17 protein-coding genes are annotated in these 22,149 nt (G+C 40.6%); 10 read left to right on the forward strand and 7 right to left on the reverse strand.

The features are described from left to right. Both gppA and rhlB read right to left on the reverse strand, forming a co-directional pair. On the reverse strand, positions 1 to 1,235 hold a 1,235-nt coding region (gene gppA / locus AACV33_RS02555), incomplete at its 3' end, for a guanosine-5'-triphosphate,3'-diphosphate diphosphatase (protein ID WP_182699813.1). Positions 1,236 to 1,267: 32 nt separating this feature from the next. Beyond that, a complete protein-coding gene (rhlB, locus tag AACV33_RS02560) occupies positions 1,268 to 2,572 on the reverse strand; it encodes an ATP-dependent RNA helicase RhlB (protein WP_017020393.1) in 1,305 nt (434 codons plus the stop codon). 112 nt (positions 2,573 to 2,684) lie between these two features. Between rhlB and trxA the strand changes: the two genes are divergently transcribed. The 6 genes from trxA to fre all read left to right on the forward strand — a co-directional run bounded on the left by trxA (position 2,685) and on the right by fre (position 8,655). Next, positions 2,685 to 3,011, forward strand: a complete 327-nt coding sequence (gene trxA / locus AACV33_RS02565; protein ID WP_012549034.1) for a thioredoxin TrxA — start codon at positions 2,685 to 2,687, stop codon at positions 3,009 to 3,011. A 238-nt stretch (positions 3,012 to 3,249) separates the two neighbouring features. Further along, entirely contained in the window at positions 3,250 to 4,509 is a 1,260-nt protein-coding gene (gene rho / locus AACV33_RS02570) for a transcription termination factor Rho (RefSeq protein WP_065611913.1), read from the forward strand. Positions 4,510 to 4,652: 143 nt separating this feature from the next. Then, positions 4,653 to 5,648 carry a hypothetical protein gene (locus AACV33_RS02575; protein ID WP_017020392.1) on the forward strand — a complete coding sequence of 332 codons (996 nt, stop codon included), beginning with the start codon at positions 4,653 to 4,655 and terminating at the stop codon, positions 5,646 to 5,648. Between the two features lie 96 nt (positions 5,649 to 5,744). Continuing rightward, a complete protein-coding gene (ubiD, locus tag AACV33_RS02580) occupies positions 5,745 to 7,586 on the forward strand; it encodes a 4-hydroxy-3-polyprenylbenzoate decarboxylase (protein WP_065611912.1) in 1,842 nt (613 codons plus the stop codon). Further along, a complete protein-coding gene (locus AACV33_RS02585) occupies positions 7,583 to 7,846 on the forward strand; it encodes a 2Fe-2S iron-sulfur cluster-binding protein (RefSeq protein ID WP_065611911.1) in 264 nt (87 codons plus the stop codon). The genes ubiD and AACV33_RS02585 overlap by 4 nt, the downstream gene beginning before the upstream one ends. A gap of 98 nt (positions 7,847 to 7,944) precedes the next feature. Further along, a complete protein-coding gene (gene fre, locus AACV33_RS02590) occupies positions 7,945 to 8,655 on the forward strand; it encodes an NAD(P)H-flavin reductase (RefSeq protein WP_012549039.1) in 711 nt (236 codons plus the stop codon). A 78-nt stretch (positions 8,656 to 8,733) separates the two neighbouring features. Here the strand turns inward: fre and AACV33_RS02595 are convergent, their stop codons facing one another. The 4 genes from AACV33_RS02595 to hemC are packed head-to-tail and all read right to left on the reverse strand — an operon-like array spanning position 8,734 to position 12,822. Continuing rightward, complete coding sequence (locus AACV33_RS02595; protein ID WP_065611910.1) at positions 8,734 to 9,915, reverse strand: heme biosynthesis HemY N-terminal domain-containing protein; 1,182 nt, start codon at positions 9,913 to 9,915, stop codon at positions 8,734 to 8,736. Next, a complete protein-coding gene (locus AACV33_RS02600) occupies positions 9,912 to 11,126 on the reverse strand; it encodes a uroporphyrinogen-III C-methyltransferase (protein WP_017020387.1) in 1,215 nt (404 codons plus the stop codon). Before AACV33_RS02600 ends, AACV33_RS02595 begins: the two co-directional genes overlap by 4 nt. A gap of 12 nt (positions 11,127 to 11,138) precedes the next feature. Further along, entirely contained in the window at positions 11,139 to 11,885 is a 747-nt protein-coding gene (locus AACV33_RS02605) for a uroporphyrinogen-III synthase (RefSeq protein ID WP_065611909.1), read from the reverse strand. 1 nt (position 11,886) lies between these two features. After that, complete coding sequence (gene hemC, locus AACV33_RS02610) at positions 11,887 to 12,822, reverse strand: hydroxymethylbilane synthase (RefSeq protein ID WP_012549092.1); 936 nt, start codon at positions 12,820 to 12,822, stop codon at positions 11,887 to 11,889. A 257-nt stretch (positions 12,823 to 13,079) separates the two neighbouring features. Here hemC and AACV33_RS02615 point away from each other — a divergent pair, with 257 nt between their 5' ends. Further along, positions 13,080 to 15,590, forward strand: coding sequence for a class I adenylate cyclase (locus tag AACV33_RS02615; protein ID WP_017020385.1), 2,511 nt, complete (start codon positions 13,080 to 13,082; stop codon positions 15,588 to 15,590). A 101-nt stretch (positions 15,591 to 15,691) separates the two neighbouring features. After that, entirely contained in the window at positions 15,692 to 17,896 is a 2,205-nt protein-coding gene (gene uvrD, locus AACV33_RS02620) for a DNA helicase II (RefSeq protein ID WP_182699814.1), read from the forward strand. A gap of 974 nt (positions 17,897 to 18,870) precedes the next feature. Here uvrD and rarD read toward each other — a convergent pair. Beyond that, on the reverse strand, positions 18,871 to 19,788 hold the full coding sequence (gene rarD, locus AACV33_RS02625) for an EamA family transporter RarD (RefSeq protein WP_182699815.1): 918 nt from the start codon (positions 19,786 to 19,788) through the stop codon (positions 18,871 to 18,873). Between the two features lie 177 nt (positions 19,789 to 19,965). Here rarD and recQ point away from each other — a divergent pair, with 177 nt between their 5' ends. Then, on the forward strand, positions 19,966 to 21,801 hold the full coding sequence (recQ, locus tag AACV33_RS02630) for an ATP-dependent DNA helicase RecQ (protein ID WP_182699816.1): 1,836 nt from the start codon (positions 19,966 to 19,968) through the stop codon (positions 21,799 to 21,801). A gap of 3 nt (positions 21,802 to 21,804) precedes the next feature. Further along, the gene (locus AACV33_RS02635) at positions 21,805 to 22,095 is read left to right on the forward strand and encodes a DUF3630 family protein (protein WP_182699817.1); all 291 of its coding nucleotides are present in this window, start codon (positions 21,805 to 21,807) and stop codon (positions 22,093 to 22,095) included. Positions 22,096 to 22,149: the final 54 nt, after the last annotated feature.

Genomic DNA, 22,149 nt, shown 5'->3' on the forward strand with positions numbered 1-22,149 from the left:
GCAGAGAACTGCTCACGATAACGACGCAGTAATTCACCTAATAAATGTTTTTGAGCACGGGTATAACCAGGTAGATCTAATGCATTGATAAGATAAGAGGCGTGTTCTCCTGCTTTTTTATAATCAATACACATACCAATTTCGTGTAATTGTGTTGCTGTTTTTAATAGAGATAAGGCTTGTGGATCAATGAGCCAATCATCGCCACATTGTGCACTTAACTGTTCAGCGAGATCAGTGACTTGCTGTGCGTAATCAGCATCAAGTTGATAGCGCTGTTGAATACTAGAAATCGTACGTTGACATACTTCATCATGCTGAAGTGCTGGGATCATTCCGTAGCATAACCCTTCACGAAGAGCGCCACCGGCCAATGTCATTGAATCAATAGATAATAATTCAAAAATAGCAATAAGAATGGATAAACCACTAGGGAACACTAAAGCGCGCTCAAGGGTCAATCCATCAATATCTAATTCTTCTAAATGTTCGTATTGCATCGCTTGTTTTTGAAGGCGCTTAAGCTTGGCTAAGGTAATAACCTCATCCATGCCTTGCGCCAACATGATTTCTTGCAATGCTTGTACCGTACCACTTGCGCCAACACAGGTTTGCCAACCTAAGTCAGTGTATTGCTGCAAAATCGGCGCTAAGGTTTCCTTTGCTGCGGAGATTGCCGCCTCAAAATTCACTTTGGTTAATGCACGGTCTTTGAAATAGCCTTCAAGCCAAGTAACACAACCCATTTTGAGGCTTGTGAGTGCTTGTGCTTCAAAACCTTCACCAATAATTAGCTCTGTACTTGCGCCACCGATATCAACGACCAATCGACGTCCGCTTCCACCAGAAGTGTGTGCAACTCCTTGGTAAATTGTACAAGCTTCTTCTTCACCTTCGATCACATTAATGTCATGACCTAAGATCTGATTGGCTTTTTTTAAGAAGATATCCACATTGGTCGCTACACGCAGTGTTGCGGTACCGACAATGCGAATATTTTCTACAGGGATGTCTTGCAAACGTTCTGCAAATAAGTTCAAGCAATCCCACCCACGTTGCATAGCTTCATGGCTGAGTGTGTTGTTTTTATCTAATCCCGTAGCCAAACGAACTTTACGTTTAATTTTGGCCATGGTTTGCACACTGCCATTTATATGACGCACAACAAGCATATGGAAGCTATTGGAGCCTAAATCAATGACGGCATACATAGGTGATATTGTTGAACTTTTCATAACATCCTTATTATTCTTTCATCGACCTCTGATTAAGCTTGAGGGCTACGAGGTGGACGTGGGCGTGAATGTTTGCGATTCCCGCTTTGACGTTGACCATTGTTACTGCCGTTACGACGATTTTGTGGTGGACGGCGTTGAAGTCTGATTGGTGCTGGTAAATCTTCCAATAGTGCAGATGTATCGTAATCAGACTGTGGAATTGAATGCTCAATGTATTCTTCAATTGCAGGAAGATTGATTGCGTATTCTTCACAAGCGAAACTAATTGAATTACCGCTTTCACCAGCACGACCAGTACGACCAATACGGTGAACATAATCTTCGGCTTCATTTGGTAAATCAAAGTTAAATACGTGTGTTACTTGTGGAATGTGTAGACCACGAGCCGCTACGTCGGTAGCAACAAGGATATCGACTTCACCTTTCGTAAATTCTTCTAGGATGCGTTCACGTTTTTTCTGTGGAACATCACCAGTAAGAAGACCTACGCGGTGTTTATCGGCAGCTAGATGACCCCAAACTAATTCACATTTGTGTTTAGTATTGGCGAAAATAATTGCACGATCAGGCCATTCTTCTTCGATCAATGTTTGAAGAAGTGCCATTTTGTGATCATTTGAAGGATAGAATAATTCTTCAGTAATCAGGTGACCCGTTTTTTGATCCGGTTCAACAACTACGTGCTCAGGTTCTTGCATGTGTTCAAACGCAAGTTCTTGTACGCGGTAAGATAATGTTGCTGAAAACAGCATATTCAGACGATCAGCAGGCGCTGGCATACGACGGAATACAAAACGAATATCTTTAATGAAACCCAAATCAAACATGCGATCGGCTTCATCTAAAACAACCACTTGGATTGCTTTAAAGTCAATTTGACCTTGTTTGTAGAAATCGATAATGCGGCCAGTTGTTCCGATTAGGATATCAACACCAGCTTCGATAACTTTTTGTTGCTTCTCATAGCGTTCGCCACCGTAAGCAAGTGCCGCTTTTAAGCCGGTACTTGCGATTAGAGATTCAGCATCGTTATAGATTTGAATCGCTAACTCACGCGTTGGAGCCATAATAATAGCTCGTGGTTGCGTGATTTTACGGCCTTCAGGTGCAGGCGTAGTTAATAGGTGATTAAAAGTAGCAGCAAGGAACGCGAGCGTCTTACCAGTGCCCGTTTGGGCTTGGCCTGCAATGTCTTGGCCGGCGAGCAGTACCGGCAATGCCTTAGCTTGAATTGGGGTACAATTAATGAACCCTTTTGCATTCAAACCATCAAGGACCTGAGGCTCTAAACCTAGGTCGGCAAATTTTTGCTCTGTGATGTGCGTCTTTTTCATTGCTATAGAATATCAGTTAAAGCTTGCAATACGAAACGGATTCCATTCAAATAGAGCATCAATTTGCTGGTTACCATGAAATCAGCCTTTAAATTTAACGTTGGAGTTGACGATGAGCGACAAAATTTTGCAGCTTACAGATGACGGTTTTGAAGAAAGTGTTATCAATGCTTCAGGCCCAGTACTAGTAGATTTCTGGGCAGAATGGTGTGGTCCTTGTAAAATGATTGCTCCTATTCTGGATGAGATTGCAGATGAGTACGAAGGCAAATTAACGATTGGTAAATTAAATATCGATCAGAATGCAGGAACACCGCCAAAATTCGGTATCCGTGGCATTCCAACGCTGCTTTTATTTAAAGATGGTGGCGTAGCTGCAACGAAAGTGGGTGCACTTTCTAAAACTCAACTTAAAGAGTTTCTTGATGCAAACCTATAATATAGGGTGCAATTAAGTCAGATAGAACCGCATGTAATGAAAAATTATGTGCGGTTTTGTTTTTCTGAGCTAAGCTAAGCTTAGAAATCAGGGCCAAGCCCTAGACTAAAATGCGAATAAGTGATAATTTATCGGGCGTATTTCATACGATTTCATTTCTTGACCGAGCTCGAAGGTCATCCATTCTTAAATCAACTAAAGATAGAATCTGATTTTGACTAAACAACTACCTACCACTATGAATCTTACTGAACTTAAAAACAGACCAGTGTCTGACCTTGTTGCTCTTGGCGAATCATTAGGCCTAGAAAACCTAGCTCGTCTAAGAAAACAAGACATCATCTTCTCCATCCTTAAGCAACATGCGAAAAGCGGTGAAGACATCTTTGGAGATGGTGTACTTGAGATTCTTCAAGATGGCTTTGGTTTCCTTCGTTCAGCAGATTGTTCTTACTTGGCTGGCCCGGATGACATCTATGTCTCTCCAAGCCAAATTCGTCGCTTTAACTTGCGTACTGGTGATACGATTGGCGGAAAGATTCGTCCACCAAAAGATGGCGAACGTTATTTCGCTCTTCTTAAAGTAAACGCTGTTAATTATGATCGCCCAGACAATGCTCGTAACAAAATCCTTTTTGAAAACCTTACCCCTTTACACGCAAACGATCGTTTACGTATGGAACGTGGTAATGGTTCAACAGAAGATATTACGGCGCGTATTCTTGATTTAGCTTCTCCAATTGGCCGTGGTCAACGTGGTCTGATTGTTGCTCCGCCAAAAGCGGGTAAAACAATGCTACTTCAAAACATCGCTCAAAGTATTGCTCACAACTACCCAGAATGTGAGTTGATGGTTCTACTTATCGATGAACGTCCAGAAGAAGTAACTGAGATGCAACGCCTTGTTAAAGGTGAAGTAATTGCGTCTACGTTTGATGAGCCAGCGTCTCGTCACGTACAGGTTGCTGAAATGGTTATCGAGAAAGCGAAACGTCTTGTAGAGCATAAAAAAGACGTGGTTATCCTATTGGATTCAATTACTCGTCTTGCTCGTGCATACAACACCGTTATTCCATCATCAGGTAAAGTTCTTACTGGTGGTATTGATGCAAACGCATTACACCGCCCTAAACGCTTTTTTGGTGCAGCACGTAACGTTGAAGAAGGTGGCAGTTTAACTATCATTGCAACGGCACTTGTTGATACCGGCTCTAAAATGGATGAAGTTATCTACGAAGAGTTTAAAGGTACTGGTAACATGGAATTGCATTTAAACCGTAAAATTGCGGAAAAACGTATATTCCCAGCGATTGACTTTAATCGTTCTGGTACTCGTCGTGAAGAGTTGCTAACTAAGACTGATGAATTACAGAAAATGTGGATCCTACGTAAGATTGTTCATCCAATGGGTGAAAGTGATGCGATGGAATTCCTAATTGATAAACTATCAATGACAAAAACGAACGATGAGTTCTTTGACGCGATGCGTCGTCAGTAATTGATAGTTTAGTCATTAAATAAAAAGCGCTGCCTACTAGGTAGCGCTTTTTTGTTGATTAAATGTTAATTTGATCGCATTATGGTTTGTACTAAACTTGATAAGGATAATTCAGTTTAGTTATTTTTTAAGGAGCTCCCTCTATGCGACAAGGACTGTTAGCATCAATCCTCCTTTCTACTAGTTTGATGGTCGGTGTAGTATCCGCCTCTGAAATTCAGCCTACATTTGCGAAGAGCTTATTGGTTGATGCACAACTAAAAAAGAAAGTGGATGAGTTACATCAATACCTTATTGATGGTGACATTATTACACTCAATTTCTCTCTCAATCGTTTGTCTATGCCTCAGCAAGAAGCCGTACGCTTTATGTTGCTCCAACAGATAGAGCAACAGAAACTCATTTTGGATCCAAAAGGAACGATTTGGTTAAGAGCGCAATTAACGAAACACCCAACCTATATGATTAAAGAGCAAGGTGATGGGTATGTCGTGACTAAATTGGCGTTTGATTATTCTAGTATTGCTTCTCGTGTGCTAAACCAAATGTCGAAAGATCAACAAGTCTTAGATTTTATTCTTGCTGCAGAAGAGCACAGCTTAGTACTGTCTGAGTGGCTCGTGGGTGAACCCCATGAGGTGCGCGTACGTCAATCCATCGTTTTAGCTGAGTTAGACAGCTTAACCCCTGAAGCGCTTGCCTATTTATCTGGGCAAATTACCGATGGACCGATTTCTGTCTGGTTACCTACCACGGAAATTGTCGTTCGTTTAGCTCAGTTATCGCAAGATCCTGCCGTATATAAAATTTTATGGAAAATGAGAACAGATCAACACAGTATTTCAGAACTAACTCGTTTATCTCGTTTAGCGCCGGACAAGTTTGCAACCGATCAACTGATTGCGGCAACGAGTAATCCTTCACTAAAACAAAGCGCGTTTGCTTCTCTAGCGCAGCTGCATCCTTTGCCTTCAGATGTTGAGCAGTTCTTATTGGCTAAGCTCAGTCATATCCAAGATGGTGGCGCTGTCGCACTTCATTTAGCCAATTATGGGCATGGTTCTTGGCTAGAAAGTTTATCGAATAGTCGCAATAAAGTTCGTAAGCAACACGTAAGATTTGCGTTATCACAACGTTGAGTTTGTTAAGCATTACTCAATAATACGATTGAAGTAGGTTGGGGATATGCACTTGTTTGGGTATAATCTATTCAAACTTCATGACAGTAGATAGCGATGCAATATAAGGATTTACGCGGTTTTCTCGATCATTTGGAAGCGATCGGGCAGTTAAAACGCATTTCACACCCGATTGACCCTCATTATGAAATGACAGAGATCAGTGATCGTACTTTACGAGCGGGTGGCCCTGCATTGCTGTTTGAAAATCCGATTGGTTATGATATTCCTGTATTGACCAATTTGTTTGGTACTGCGGAGCGTGTGGCAATTGGTATGGGACGTAAAGACGTTCTTGAGCTACGTGAAGTTGGTAAGCTATTAGCGTATTTAAAAGAGCCCGAGCCACCAAAAGGGTTTAAAGATGCGATGGATAAGCTGCCAGTATTCAAACAAGTATTGAATATGCCAACGAAGAACATTCGTAAAGCTGCATGTCAGCAAATTGTTTGGAAAGGCGATGACGTTGATCTTGATAAAATTCCGGTAATGAGTTGTTGGGCTGGCGATGTTGCTCCCTTGCTTACATGGGGGTTAACCGTTACTCGTGGCCCACATAAGAAGCGTCAAAACCTAGGCATTTATCGCCAACAAAAGCTCAGTAAAAATAAAGTTATTATGCGTTGGCTTGCTCATCGTGGTGGTGCATTAGATTTACGTGATTGGATGGAAATGAATCCGGGCGAACCTTTCCCTGTTTCTGTTGCGTTTGGTGCTGATCCTGCGACAATTCTTGGTGCAGTAACTCCGGTTCCAGATACGTTGTCTGAATACGCATTTGCCGGTCTGCTGCGTGGCAGTAAAACGGAAGTGACGAAATCGATTAGTAATGATTTAGAAGTACCAGCCAGCGCTGAAATCGTGCTGGAAGGTTATATTGATCCCAGCGAATTTGCCGATGAAGGCCCTTATGGTGACCATACTGGTTATTATAATGAAATTGAAAAGCATCATGTATTCACTGTTACCCACATCACTATGCGTAAAGACCCTATTTATCACAGCACCTATACTGGTCGTCCGCCAGATGAACCTGCCGTATTGGGTGTGGCGTTAAACGAAGTCTTTGTGCCGATATTACAAAAGCAGTTTCCTGAGATTATTGACTTCTATTTACCCCCTGAAGGGTGTTCATATCGCATGGCGGTAGTAACAATGAAGAAACAATACCCAGGACATGCTAAACGCGTGATGATGGGGGTGTGGTCTTTCTTGCGTCAATTCATGTACACTAAATTTGTTTTGGTATGCGACGAAGAAGTGAATGCTCGAGATTGGTCAGAAGTGACTGCTGCAATGTCTCAGCATATGGATCCGTTTCGAGACAGTTTGATGATAGAGAATACCCCTATCGATTCTCTAGATTTTGCTTCACCAGTCGTTGGTTTAGGTTCAAAAATGGGCTTAGATATCACTAAAAAATGGGACGCAGAATTAGCACTGTCACCAAATATTGAATCGTCATCAATAGAGAGTGCACATATTGAAGGTAATTTAGCCGAGTTAACAAAGGCCTTCCCTGAAATCATTGATATTTATTTACAGAATGACAATGCCAGTATGGTGATTGTATCTATCAATAAACAGGCTGCGCATAACGGTAAGAGAATCATGGAAGGGGTTTGGTCTCAGTTTGATGAGAACAAGTTTGTTATCGTGTGTGACGGTGATGTCGATGTGAGTAATTGGAATGACATTATTTGGGCTGTGACGACACGAATGGACCCAGCAAGGGACACACTGTTCTTGAAAAATGAAGACAGTCACTCAAAAGTTGGTTTAGACGCGACCAATAAATGGGAAGACGAATGCCTCCGTGAATGGGGAACACCAATCAAAAAAGATCCTAAAATAGTCGCTAAAATTGACGCTATTTGGGGTGAATTGGGTATCTTTTGAAAAAAATAACCTTATTACCACAGAAAAAAGAATTTGGCATCAAAGAAGGGCAAACTATCTTAGATGCGGCATTAGAGGCCGGAATAAACTACCCAAATCGATGCCAAGTAGGCGCATGTGCTATGTGCTTATGTAAAAAGTTAGAAGGGGAAATCGAATACGATTTAGATCCTCTTTTGACTGATAAAGAACAACAAGAAGGGTGGGTATTTGCGTGTCAGGCAACAGCAAAAAGTGATTTAGTGCTGTTGTTAGAATAAATTCACCCCGTATAATTAGAATCTAATGCTCAATACTCATAATAATTACAGCGTTATAAATACCATTTTAAAATAGGTATCAGCTGAAAAGGAAAGTCATGCCAATCAATTGCAAAGTAAAGTCTATCGAGCCATTGGCTTGTAATACTTTTCGAATTTTACTTCATCCTGAACAACCAATCGCGTTTAAAGCGGGTCAATATTTGATGGTTGTGATGGGAGAAAAAGACAAACGCCCATTTTCAATCGCAAGTAGCCCGTGTCGCCATGAAGGAGAAATTGAACTTCATATCGGTGCTGCAGAGCAAAATGCTTATGCTAATGAAGTCGTACAGTCGATGAAAGCGGCGCTAGAAAATGGCGGAGACATTCAAATTGATGCACCGCATGGCGAGGCGTGGATCCGTGAAGACAACACTCGTTCAATGTTGTTGATTGCGGGTGGTACGGGTTTCAGTTACGTGCGTTCTATTCTTGATCATTGCATTAGTCAGAATATCGAAAAACCAATTTACCTTTATTGGGGTGGTCGTGATGAGCGTCAGTTGTACGCAAAAGCCGAATTAGAAGCGATTGCGGCAGCACACAGTCATATCACATTTGTTCCCGTTATTGAGCAAGGTGAAGGCTGGACTGGCAAAACAGGCAATGTATTGGAAGCGGTGAAGGAAGATTTTAATTCATTAGCGGAATTGGATATTTACATTGCAGGTCGTTTTGAAATGGCGGGTGCGGCTCGTGAGCAATTTACGACAGAAAAACAAGCGAAGAAAGAACACTTATTTGGCGATGCATTTGCATTTATCTAAGCGCTTTTCCTGAGTAATAAATGAAAATAAAATGCCACTCAATTGAGTGGCATTTTTTATACGAGTCATAAAATAGGATTAGATATCATCAACCATGGTTAAGGCTTTTCGAGAAATGTCCGCAGCGGCTTGTTTTCTGTTTTGCTTATCTAAAACCCGAGCAAGATAGGCGTAATCTGACATGTCTTCGCGGATGGCCAATGCCGCTTCAAAATGTTCGCGAGCCGGTTGCCATTTTTGAGTTCGCATATAAAGTTGAGCCAGTGTGCTTTGAATTATGGGATTACGAATATCGTAGCGTGCTAAATCTTCAAGCAGTACCGTAGCTGGGTGATAATCAGGCAGATTTAAGGTTGGCAATAACTCAATTAAGCGATCATCACTGCGTTTCTTTAGGTTATCTCGTAATAGGATATACGCTTCAGAATCGGCTTTGCGATTGTGTAATTGTCGAATTAAACACACTAAAATGGGGATGTGTTTTTTTAGCTTTTTCGGTAAACTTTGCCAATGGTCTAATAGCCCCGTTGTGCCCTTATTCGTCGCAATTAAAGCGAGAATGCCACATTCCACTTTTTCTTCTAATTCAAGCGCTTGTTGCTCTGTAATTAAATTCCCTTTGGTAAGCGGATGAATGATTTTTTTCAATGCTTGCCATTCATTAAGGGCTAAATAACAGTCTTTTAGAAGATCGAGTAAAACCGGATTATGAGGGTAATCAACGTTAACCGACTGAAGTGTCGCAAGAGCAAATTCATATTGTTCTTCACGCATTTGTAATTTTGCGCTGGTTAATGCGACAGCTAAGTGACTGCCTGGTTGTTCTGAAGCGAGCTTTAAGTAGGCATCTCGTTGCTCGATATGTTGGCGACCTTGGGCTGCTTCTGCGGCGGCGAGGTAGTTTAATAACGGAAAATCGTTATGGCGTCCGCCCTTTGTGATTAAACGTTCGGCTTCTTTCCATTCCCCTTCATGCAGTTTAATCATGCCTTTAAAGGTGTTGTAACGAGCCTTTCTAAGATGGCGAGCACTGAACCAACCACGCGTAAAATTACTGACTGACAGAATGCGTTTAACGACTATTTCTAATAAGAAAAGACCCGCAATTAAGGCACCAATGAAGAGAACAAGTGTTGTTAAACTCATTTCAATGGTGGTCTCAGCGACTGAAATTAATACATAGCCTTGTTGGTCTGCGAATGTTGTCCCAACGATTAATCCACCGACTAAGACAATGGCCAGAAGAAGCAATCGAATCATGATTTACCTCCTTCTATTGTTGTGGTTTTAGTCTCAGGCGTTGTTGTACTAACCGCTTGGACATTGCGGCGTAGACGTTCTGAAATGAAATCAGACAGAAGTGCTTGAGTTTTCATTTTTTGTGGATAACGCACATCGACTTTAAATTTAGTCAAAGAATCTAACTGTGCCATAAAGCTCTTCACTGCAGGATCATCTTGTTGGAAATATTGAGATGACCACAATTTCGCACTTTCTAATGACGTTACATACACTTCACTTTGTTCGCGATACAGAGCTTTAGACGCCAGTAGTAGTTTACCTTTGATGTTTTCTTTTAGATAAAAATGCTGCTCAGGGCTAAGTAATGGAATGACATTACCCTCACGAACACGATAAGTAATAAAGTGGCCGGCAAAATCATCCAATGACTGCATCAGGTTTGATTGCCAATCATTGATATTGGTAGACACTTCTTTTTGTTCTACAACGCCCGCTTCAGGGAGAATGGCACTCGCTAATGGAAGGGTATTAATTTGTTGTTCTAAGCTGTTTAATTTCAGAACTAAACCATCACGATCAATCAGTGGGATGGCTTTCAGTGTTGAGATATCACTGGCCATGGCTCTGCGAAGTGGCATTAAACTTGGATCGTTCAATGCTGAAATACGTTGATCGGCATTTTCCATTAAACGGGTCGCACTGACGACGTCATGCTCTAGCCATAATTTTCGGCCCGCCATTTTTACAAGATAATCGGCTTCTGCAAGTAACCAGTCATTTGGTCTGCGACCTTTAACGTCAGCAATGGCCAATTGAAGACTTGCTATGCTTTTGTCTTGCTGTTGGATGAGAACCGTTGCTTTACGTACAATATCGTCAGCTTTGTCCGTGATACGTTGCTCTGCTGTGACGAGTTTTGCATCAAAGGTGCTGTCGGCATTTTTTAATTGCTGTTGAAGTTGAGCAATTTTAAGCTGTTGTTGAGTGACCTGTTGCTGTGATGCTAAAAATGCACCACCACTTAGCAGAATTGAAATGATGATAGCAACCGTACCTAGGCGACGGCTTTTTTTGTCTACGACAGGCTCTTCTTTATTTGAAGGCGCTTTAGATGTTGTTGGCTGCACATGTTTCTCCGTCTCTTTTTTTGGGATTTGAGAAGAAGGTGCCGTTGCAGAATTTGATGATTTTTCTTCTGCTGATTGTGGTTTGTTATTGTCTTTTGTCATTTGAAAGTCCCATCATGCATGATGCTCACTGAGATAGTGCAGCACATCGGAATTAGAGGCTCCGCCAACCGTTTCTATATGTTGATAACCAAGTTGTTGAGCAAGTTGGTTAATTCGTTCACTCGGTACTAATAAACGACAGTGCAGTACCCAGTGTAAATGTATGAGTGTGAATTGTTCAGTGAAGAAGGACAGTTGTTCTCCGCTGGTCACTATGATTGTATCTACGTGCTCTTTTTGCCATTCAGCTGCTTTTAATGCGCCATTAAAGGGTGTGTTTTTTCGTTGATATGTTTCACAATAAGAGACTTCTACCCCCGAATTGTCAAGCGCTTGAAATATTAAGTCTCGTCCACCATTGCCTCGTAAAATGAGAGCTTTCTTTCCTTGTGTGTTTTTTAAAACAGGAAGAGCCAATAAATGTTCGCTATCGCTGTGTGTTGGAAAGTGTACTGTATCTACAACATACTTTTTGAGGTGTTGAGCGCTCTTTTGACCAACCGCAATATAATTTACCCCTTTTTTCCATTCCGTTTGCTGCATTTGAAGGCTGTTCTGCGCATGTTCAACAGCATGTTGGCTTACGGCGATGATAAAATCACCATCAGACAGAGAAGAAAAAAGAGAAGGCAATTGAGAAAGTTCTCGTCCTGGATGTATGGTTAACAAAGGATGAGAAATGGCGAGATGCCCTGCTTGGTGTAGGGCATCACAGAGTGCTTGGCTCTCTTGCTCTGGGCGAGTCACCAATATGGTCATGTTAAGCGTCAGCGTATAGGCGGTCTAAAATGTCTTTTGCACCGTCATTAAGCAGTTGTTCGGCCAGTTTTGTGCCAAGTTCTTCAGCATCAGAGACTGGACCCGTAGTTTCACCGCGAACCATAATCGATCCGTCAGGTTCACCAACTAAAGCACGTAACCAAATTTGATCGCCATCGATTAATGAATAGCTGCCAATTGGTACCTGGCAACCGCCTTCAAGGCGATTATTCATTGCTCTTTCACACAATACACGGTGAGCCGTTTCTGGGTGATTAAGTGGCGCGAGTAGTGCTCGAATACGATCATCGTTCAAGCGGGTTTCAATACCAACAGCACCTTGACCAACAGCGGGTAGAGATTGCTCTGGTTCAATTGAACTTTTAATGCGATCTTCTAAGCCAAGACGAATCAGTCCGGCACACGCAAGAATGATCGCATCGTAATTACCATCATCCAGTTTTTGTAAACGTGTTCCCACATTACCGCGTAATTCTTTGATGATTAAATCTGGACGATATTCTTTTAACTGGCATTGACGACGTAAGCTACATGTACCAACTGTAGCACCTTGTGGTAATTCATCAATGTTGTTGTAGGTATTTGATACAAAAGCATCACGCGGGTCTCCACGCTCGCAAATAGTGACAAGCCCTAGTCCTTCAGGAAATTCGACAGGCACGTCTTTCATAGAGTGAACGGCAAGATCGGCACGACCTTCTAACATCGCAACTTCAAGCTCTTTAACGAATAAACCTTTACCGCCAATTTTAGCTAAAGGTGTATCAAGAATGATGTCTCCTTTAGTGACCATTGTAACGAGTTCGACTTCCAAACCAGGGTGAGCGGCTTGCAGTGCATCCTTTACAAAATGAGCTTGCCATAGAGCCAGAGGACTTTTACGAGTGGCAATACGAACTGGTAATTGTTGTGACATAGTAGTATCCGTTCAAAATAATTACCTTATCCTACCATTAGTTGAGGGTGAGGTGAAAATACCGGATGACAACAGTGTGATTATAGGTTAAAAACAACACCGCAAACGGTATGGGTATTACACTTTCTGCTCATGCGTGTATCTTTACGTTCTGAAGTAAAAGTGTTATCTTGATCACGTTTTATGGTTGGAATTGAACGAATGCTGTTCAATATTTACCGTCATGTATTGTGACGACAATAAACTAGGCTTTCTATTTGCACACCTATATTGAAACCTTAATTGCTAGGCAAAAACGTCTCACGGAACAACGTGTAGAGCGTGCATTGGCATTAATGAAACCACTAGCGCAAGAGATATTCCATCAATTGCCATTGCTATTGCATTTCAATCACTCGGAGCTTCCGGGTTTTATTGAAGGTGCACCTAGTGGTATTAAAAAGTTTCATGCAAATCAGAAACAACGTGAGTGGATGGCTGAGCTAACACTCCGTTACCCTCTATCTACCTCTAATCAAGAAAATATCCTTGGTCTTTATTCCATGGGTAGTACGTCTTCTATTGGCCAAACTGTTGCCAGTGACCTCGATATCTGGGTGTGTATTCCTGAGCATCTTGCACCAGAAAAGAAAGCGTTATTACAACAAAAATGTGATGCGATTACAGAGTGGGCTTTGCAATTTTATATTGAAGCAAACTTCTTTCTGATGGAGCAAAATCGTTTTCGTGATGCGTATTCTGAAGAAATGACGGGTGATAACTGTGGATCTTCACAGCATCTACTATTATTGGATGAATTTTATCGTACCGCGGTATGCCTTGGTGGTCAGCAGCTATTATGGCAAATCATTCCTCCTGAAATGGAAGAAAGCTATGATGAATATGTCGCTCAATTATGCGAAAGCGGTGTCATTAAGCGTGACGAATGGGTCGATTTCGGTCGTTTAAATCATATTCCTGCGGAAGAGTATTTTGGGTCTAGCCTATGGCAGCTCTATAAGAGTATTGATTCACCTTTTAAATCGGTGTTGAAAGCCATTTTATTAGAAGCTTATTCTTGGGAATACCCACACACACAATTATTAAGTATTGATAGTAAACGCCGTTTTTTTGCCGATGAGCCTGATCTCTATGGTATGGATGCGTATTATTTAATGCTTGAAAAAGTGACGCGTTATCTTGAGCGTACAAACGATTTATCTCGTTTAGAGTTGGTTCGCCGTAGTTTTTATCTAAAAACACATGAGAAGCTATCGCGTAGACAAGTTCAAGATTCTGTTGAGTGGCGTCGTAAAGCACTGACTGAGCTGACAACGCAATGGGGATGGTCTCAAAGTACCATTGTTGAGCTCGATTCTCGTCGTACTTGGAAAGTCGAACAAGTTAAAAAAGCACATAACGATTTGCTTGAAGCGTTAATGCAAAGTTATCGTAATTTGATTCGTTTTGCGCGTAATAATGATATTACGTCTTCTATTAGTCCTGAAGATATTAGTATTCTTGCTCGTAAGCTTTATGCTGCATTTGAAGAGCTTCCTGGCAAGGTTACTCTGCTTAATCCACAGATCTCTCCTGATTTACATGAATCCGATTTAAGCTTTATTGAAGTTCCAGAAAATGGGGTAAATAAACCCGGCTGGTATGTCTATAAAAAACCGCTTATTGCCAAAGAGTTGATGGGGGCTAAGCATTTAGAACACAATAAGTATCTAAGTAAATTGGTTGCGTGGGCATTTTTTAATGGCTTGCTTACAGAATCTACTCGTTTGGATGCCGTGGTACGAAATGCAGATTTGAACATTGATAAGTTTTATCAAATGGTCAGTGATTTAAGAAACACATTTTCGGTGCATTCTCCACGTCCAACCAAAGAAGAACTGGCTAGCCCGTGTGAAGTTCGTCAGTTATCTATTTTTATTAATTTAGAAAACGATCCAACAGAAGAATTAACGATTAAAGCCGAGCGAGCAACGCAAAGCGATGCGGATATCTTTAGTTGTGGCAAAGAACAGCACAACTTAGTGGGCAGTGTGGATTTGGTGTATCGAAATTCATGGCATGAAGTGAGAACGTTAAATTTTAGTGGCGAGACCGCTATTTTAGATGCTTTGAAAACGGTATTGTGCAAAATGCACCAAGATGCAGAGCGCCCAGAATCTGTTGATGTGTTTTGTTACAGTAAGCAAATGCGCGGTATTATTCGTAATAATATTTACCAATTATTGGCTGAATGTTTAGAGTTACGTTTGAAACCCGTTGAGAACAGTGAAAAACGCCGTCGTTTTAAAGGCATTAAGATTGGTTCAACTATGTATGGATTGTTCTTTGAGCGCCGTGGTGTTTCGATTCAAAAATTGGAAGATTCCGTTCAATTTTATTCCAGTATCTCAACCAATAAAGCGATTGGTTCTACGAGTGTTCCTCTTGATCGCCGTGGCATTTTAATCCCTGATGTTGTGGATTCGTTTGCCAGTGAAGGTTTGATTCAATTTTTCTTTGATGACATTGAAAAAGGCTTCAATATCTATGTGCTTGATGAGGAAAACAACGTAGAAATCTACCATGATTGTTATGGCAGTAAAGATGATATGGTGAATAGCATCAATCATTATTACACCTCTAGCCGTAATAACGTTGATTTAGAATCGCCAGACAAAGTGAATTTTAATTTACCTCAATTTTATGATCTTGCGTATTGTGAAAATAGAGAAGCCTCTATTGTTCCGTATCGTAGTGGTCAACAGCAATCAAAAGTGAAACAAGCTTAATACTTTCCTGATTATGGGTGTGCTGTAAAAACACACCGTTTGGGTCTCACTTCATTTCAGTATATACTCCACTCACATGTATAAATAACCAGTGTGATGTGATGGACGTTTCTTTTCTTCTTGATGGTCTTAATGACAAACAGCGCGAAGCCGTAGCCGCTCCGTTAGAAAACATGCTTGTACTTGCGGGTGCCGGTAGTGGTAAAACTCGAGTACTTGTTCATCGTATCGCATGGTTAATGCAAATCGAGCAAGCGTCTCCTTTCTCTATTATGTCGGTGACATTTACCAATAAAGCCGCCGCTGAAATGCGTGGTCGTATTGAAGAATTAATGCACGGTAGCGCAGGGGGAATGTGGAACGGTACTTTTCATGGTATTTGTCACCGTATTCTTCGTGCTCATTATCTTGATGCGAAATTGCCTGAAGGTTTTCAGATCATCGACTCTGATGATCAACAACGCTTATTAAAGCGTTTGATTAAAGCGCAGAACTTGGATGATAAAAACTGGCCTGCACGTCAAGCTGCATGGTTCATTAATGGGAAAAAAGATGAAGGTTTACGCCCGCATCAAATTAACTCATTTAATGATCCTATCGCTGAAACATGGTTAAAAGTGTATCGCGCTTATCAAGATGCTTGTGATCGTTCAGGCTTGGTCGATTTTGCTGAGATTCTTCTTCGTGCTCATGAACTGTTGCGTGATCATCAGCATATCCGCGAACACTACCAAGCTCGCTTTAAGCACATTCTTGTCGACGAATTCCAAGATACGAACAACATTCAATATGCATGGCTACGTATGATGGCGGGCCCGGATTGTAAGGTTATGATCGTTGGGGATGATGATCAATCAATCTATGGTTGGCGTGGTGCTCAAATTGAAAATATTCAACGATTCTTAAATGAATTTGTTGGTGCTAAAACCATCCTTTTAGAGCAAAATTATCGTTCAACAGCCAATATATTGAATGCTGCCAATGAATTGATCAGTAACAATACCGAGCGAATGGGCAAAGAGCTGTGGACTGAAGACGCTGATGGCGAGTTGATTTCAATCTATTCAGCTTACAATGAAATGGACGAAGCTCGTTTTGCGGTTGGAAAAATTAAAGAATGGCGCGATAACGGGGGAGCATTAGAAGATACCGCTTTCTTATATCGTAATAATGCTCAATCTCGAGTTCTTGAAGAAGCCTTAATACAAGCAGGTTTACCTTATCGTATTTATGGTGGGATGCGATTCTTTGAACGACAAGAGATCAAAGATGCACTGTCCTACTTACGTTTAATGAATAATCGTAATGATGATGCTGCGTTTGAACGTGTCGTAAATACGCCAACACGAGGCCTAGGTGACAAAACTCTGGAAACCGTGCGTTTGGCTGCGCGTGAACGTGGTGCAACCATGTGGCAAGCAAGTATTGCCTTAATCGAAGAACAAGTATTACCTGGGCGTGCGGCGGGAGCGTTAAGTCGTTTCGTTGAGCTAATTAATGCGCTAGAAGATGATACACGTGATTGCCGTCTGCATGAACAAACTGACCAAGTGATTAAAAGCTCGGGTTTGTTTACTATGTACGAACAAGAAAAAGGCGAAAAATCGAAAGCGCGTATTGAGAACTTGGAAGAATTAGTGACCGCAACGCGTCAATTTGATAAACCGGAAGAAGCTGAAGAAATGACGGATTTAACCGCATTCTTGACGCATGCCGCATTAGAAGCGGGTGATGGTCAGGCGGATGAATTTGAAGATGCGGTGCAATTAATGACGCTGCACAGTGCAAAAGGGTTAGAGTTTCCTTTGGTCTTTATGGTGGGTGTTGAAGAGGGGATGTTCCCAAGTCAAATGTCAGCAGAAGAAGCTGGGCGTTTAGAAGAAGAACGTCGTCTTTGTTATGTTGGTATGACTCGTGCGATGGAGAAACTCTATATTCTTTACGCAGAAACTCGTCGAGTGTATGGGCAAGAGAAATTTCACAAGCCATCACGCTTTATTAAAGAAATCTCGGCAAAGTTTGTTGAAGAAGTTCGCATGAAAGCAAAAGTCAGCCGAACCAGTTCATATGGTAGTTATGGGTCTCAAAGTGAGTCATCCCAAGCGCGTTTTGGTCAAACGGCAATGAGTAATAGCTTTAATGAAACGGGCTATAATTTAGGGCAGCGAGTGAAGCATCCTAAATTTGGTGAAGGCACGATCATCAATTTTGAAGGTGCAGGCCCACAAGGGCGTGTTCAGGTTGCTTTTAATGGTGAAGGGATAAAATGGCTTGTAACGCAATACGCGAAGTTAGAGTCGATGTAATTTAATTGATATTTTTACCAATAAAAAGAGCCTATATAATATAGGCTCTTTTTTTATGTCTATATATTATTTTGATGTTTATTCTAACAATGGGCTTAAAAACTGTAATACCTTACATTCTTGGCATTTGTATTTTACGGTATTTCTCTTTGTTAGATGTCTTTCTATAAAACTTCGTCGAGATGGACGTATTGGTAATGTTGCTTTGCAGTTCTTACATTTATTCATGAGTTAAGCCTATTAACAATATTGTCTTTTATAATTATTGCACTAGCATCACGTATTGTAAGTAAGGTTACCTCGGCTGATATCTATTTCAATATTTACATATTACATATTAAATGTAGCTCGCAAGAAGGAATGTAACGGATGATACTTATCGTGTTGTCGTCAATTTTTCAAGTCTCTATTGCCGATTGAAACTGAATTATCTATTTAATTTTTATAAATTTATTCATATTAAATAAAATTGGAAATATAAGGTTATATTTTTTAAATAGTTAGAATTAAGGGCTTTGATTAATTATTTATATTAATTATGAATATGAGTCCATAGATTGGCTTATTGAATGTCATTAATGATAGTTATGGCTAGGTTCATTCGGTTGTTATTTATTTTAAATAAAAAAAGAGAGCTAATTAAGCTCTCTTTTTTTTATTTTTGTGCATCAGATTTTGATGAAAAAGGACTTCTAAATTGCAGTTCATCACATTCTTTGCATTTATATTTTTTAGTGTTTCGTTGTGTTATATGCTTTTCAACAAAACTTCGTCGAGACGGTAGCAGCGGTAATATCGCTCTGCAGTTTTTACACTTAGCCATGGAGTCAACCTATTTATAATATTGTCAATACTGTTTCTTCTAATTATTCAAGCAGTATCACATATTATGAAGTTTACTTCAGGAGTTATTTTATTATTTCAATAACTTTATTCTCATTTTCGGGTCATGTCTCACAAAATAAATCAAATGTTTATTTTGTGTTAATTTTTTGGTTTCTTTTTTTATATAAAAGCGCATCGCCCGTAAACAGAATTAATGCGCTCCAAATAAAGGCGAAGGTAATCGCTTTATCTGTACTAAATTCTTCACCATATAAACCAACCGCCAACAGGAACATTAAACTAGGGCCAATATATTGGAAGAACCCTAACGTTGAGAGCTTTAATCGTGTGGCTGCTCCAGTAAAGCATAATAATGGAATGGTCGTGATGATACCGGCCGCAATAAGAAGGAGATTGAGGTTCATTGCGTTATTCGTAAAACTAGACGTTGCAGAATCAGCAATGAATAATAAATAAATAGCGGCCATTGGTAGCATTACTAAGGTTTCAATAAACAGTCCAGATTGAGCATCCATAGCGACTTTTTTTCGTAATAAACCATAAAACCCAAAACTACACGCAAGTGCTAAAGCGACGATAGGAATAGAACCGAAAGTAATTAATTGAACAATGACGCCAATAGCAGCACAAGCAACGGCAACCCATTGTAATTTACGTAAACGCTCACCCAAAAATATCATGCCTAATACAACATTCAATAAGGGATTAATATAGTAACCCAAACTGGCATCGAGCATATGGTTGTTATTTACAGCCCAGATAAAGATTAACCAATTTGTTCCGACCAATAATCCCGTCGTGACTAAATAGGTCATTTTTCGTTTGTCTTTTAATGTGTTTAATACTGTTTTCCAACCTTTAGATACACAGAGTAGACCCGCTAAAAAGAAGAAAGACCAAATTGCACGATGACTTAATATCTCTAATGGAGAAACACTATTAATGGTTTTAAAATAAATAGGCGCAATGCCCCACATGGTATAAGCAGCAATCGCGAGCAAAATCCCTTGTCGGGTGCGCTGTTGTTCAAGTTCAGTTGTCGGCATAGAATTCTTCAGTGAAATGAGAAGGAGAATAGACGAACGTACATGGATACGTTAGTGCGAAATTATAGATTTGAGTATAAGGATGGATGTCGAATGTGCCTAGTTTTTTCCTATTGTTCTTTTCCTCACCAATAACGATAGGTAGAATGGCTCTCCCGCATTATTAATGAGTTTTTTATGTCCAGCATTACAGTAGAGCAGCCAATGGAACAGGTATCACAGAGCCAAACTGTTTTAAGAGATGTTTTTGGTTATCAGGAATTTCGTGTTGGACAAGAAGAAGTCATTAATGCCGTTCTTGAAGGTAAAGACAGCTTAGTTATTATGCCGACGGGGGGCGGTAAATCACTGTGTTATCAAATTCCAGCTTTAGTGTTTGAAGGGTTAACTTTAGTCATCTCGCCATTGATTTCTTTAATGAAAGACCAAGTGGATCAATTAAAGGCAGATGGAGTGCAAGCAGAGTGTTTAAATTCTACGATTGATCGTGACGCTCAAGTCTCTATTTGGAACCGAGTTAATTCGGGTCAAATTAAGATGCTGTATGTGTCACCTGAGCGTGTGATGATGCGAGATTTTATGGATCGATTAGCATCCCTAAATCTATGTATGATCGCCGTGGATGAAGCGCATTGTATTTCTCAATGGGGCCATGATTTCCGCCCTGAATATGCATCTCTTGGTCAAATCAAACAACGTTTTCCTAATGTTCCGATTATGGCGCTAACGGCAACGGCTGATGAAGCAACACGTAAAGACATATTAAGTCGTCTTTCTTTACCAAATCCTCATGAATATTTGGGCAGCTTTGATCGCCCTAATATTCGCTATACCGTGTTAGAAAAACACAAGCCAGTCAGTCAAATTGTTCGATATCTTGCAACGCAGAAAAACCAATGTGGTGTGATTTATTGTGGTAGCCGTAAGAAAGTCGAAATGCTGACAGAAAAGCTCTGCAATAACCACATTCGAGCGGCGTCTTATCATGCGGGTTTGGATCTTGATGAGCGAAATTATGTGCAAGAAGCATTTCAGCGAGACGATATTCAAATAGTGGTTGCAACGGTTGCTTTTGGCATGGGGATTAATAAATCCAACGTGCGTTTTGTTGCTCATTTTGATATCCCAAAGAACATTGAATCGTATTATCAAGAAACCGGTCGAGCAGGGCGTGATGGTTTACCTGCAGAAGCGGTGATGCTTTATGATCCTGCGGATATTGTTTGGTTAAGAAAATTAGTGGAAGAAAAGCCAGAAGGCCCACAAAAATTAGTTGAAAGCCATAAGCTAAATGCGATGACGGCTTTTGCTGAAGCGCAGACATGTCGTCGCCAAGTCCTATTAAATTATTTTGGTGAATACAGTCCAAAACCTTGTGGTAACTGTGATGTTTGTTTAGATCCCCCAAAACAATTTGATGGCACTGAAGCCGCCCAAAAAGCACTCTCTTGTGTTTATCGCGTAAACCAAAGCTTTGGTGTTGGTTACGTGGTGGAAGTTCTGCGTGGATTAAAGATTGCTCGTATTCGTGAGCATGGCCATGACAAGTTATCTACTTATGGTATTGGTAAAGACAATAGTCACGAGTATTGGGTTAGCATTATTCGTCAATTGATCCATAAAGGATTATTAACGCAAAATATTACCCGAAACTCGACATTACAGTTAACCGAAGAGGCACGTCCGATCTTAAAAGGTCAAGAACCCCTAGAATTAGCGGTTCCACGTTTAGATACTGCGGCTAAAACGGCGAAATCTGAAAAATTGAATAATCGTCAATACGATAAGCAATTGTTTGCCAAATTACGTAAGTTACGTAAATCCATTGCTGATCGTGATGATCTCCCTCCTTATATCGTTTTTAGTGATGCAACGTTAATGGATATGGCTGACATTACTCCGACGTCTTACGGTGAGATGCTTGCTGTTAATGGTGTAGGGCAGAAGAAACTAGAAAAATACGCCGATCCTTTTTTAGATTTGATCGAGATGCACATTACAGGACAAGGATAAGTCGTGAGTTTATTTTCTGTTATTGAGTTTGATAATAATGAAGGCCGTATTATTTTCGGTATCCCGCCGTTTGATTTTGATTCGTTTGACGTTATTGGTCAGCAACTCGTGTCTGCTATGAATGCAAGTATTGTAGAGAAACAAATGGATGCAGATTTATATTCTTGGTTGATTGATTTTGAAGGTTGCCAATTTATGCTGCGTGCAGAGCATTATTCTAATTCAGTATGGTTAGAAGCGTTAGCTCGTAAGGAGCATCAAGACGAATTGTCTTTTATTGCGGGATTGTTTTAAGCAACTCTTGTGATCAAAAGCGGTTAATGTATAATCACCGCCCTGAAAATTGGC

The sequence above is a fragment of the Aliivibrio sp. SR45-2 genome (assembly GCF_963890165.1).
GTDB classification, from domain to species: domain Bacteria; phylum Pseudomonadota; class Gammaproteobacteria; order Enterobacterales; family Vibrionaceae; genus Aliivibrio; species Aliivibrio salmonicida.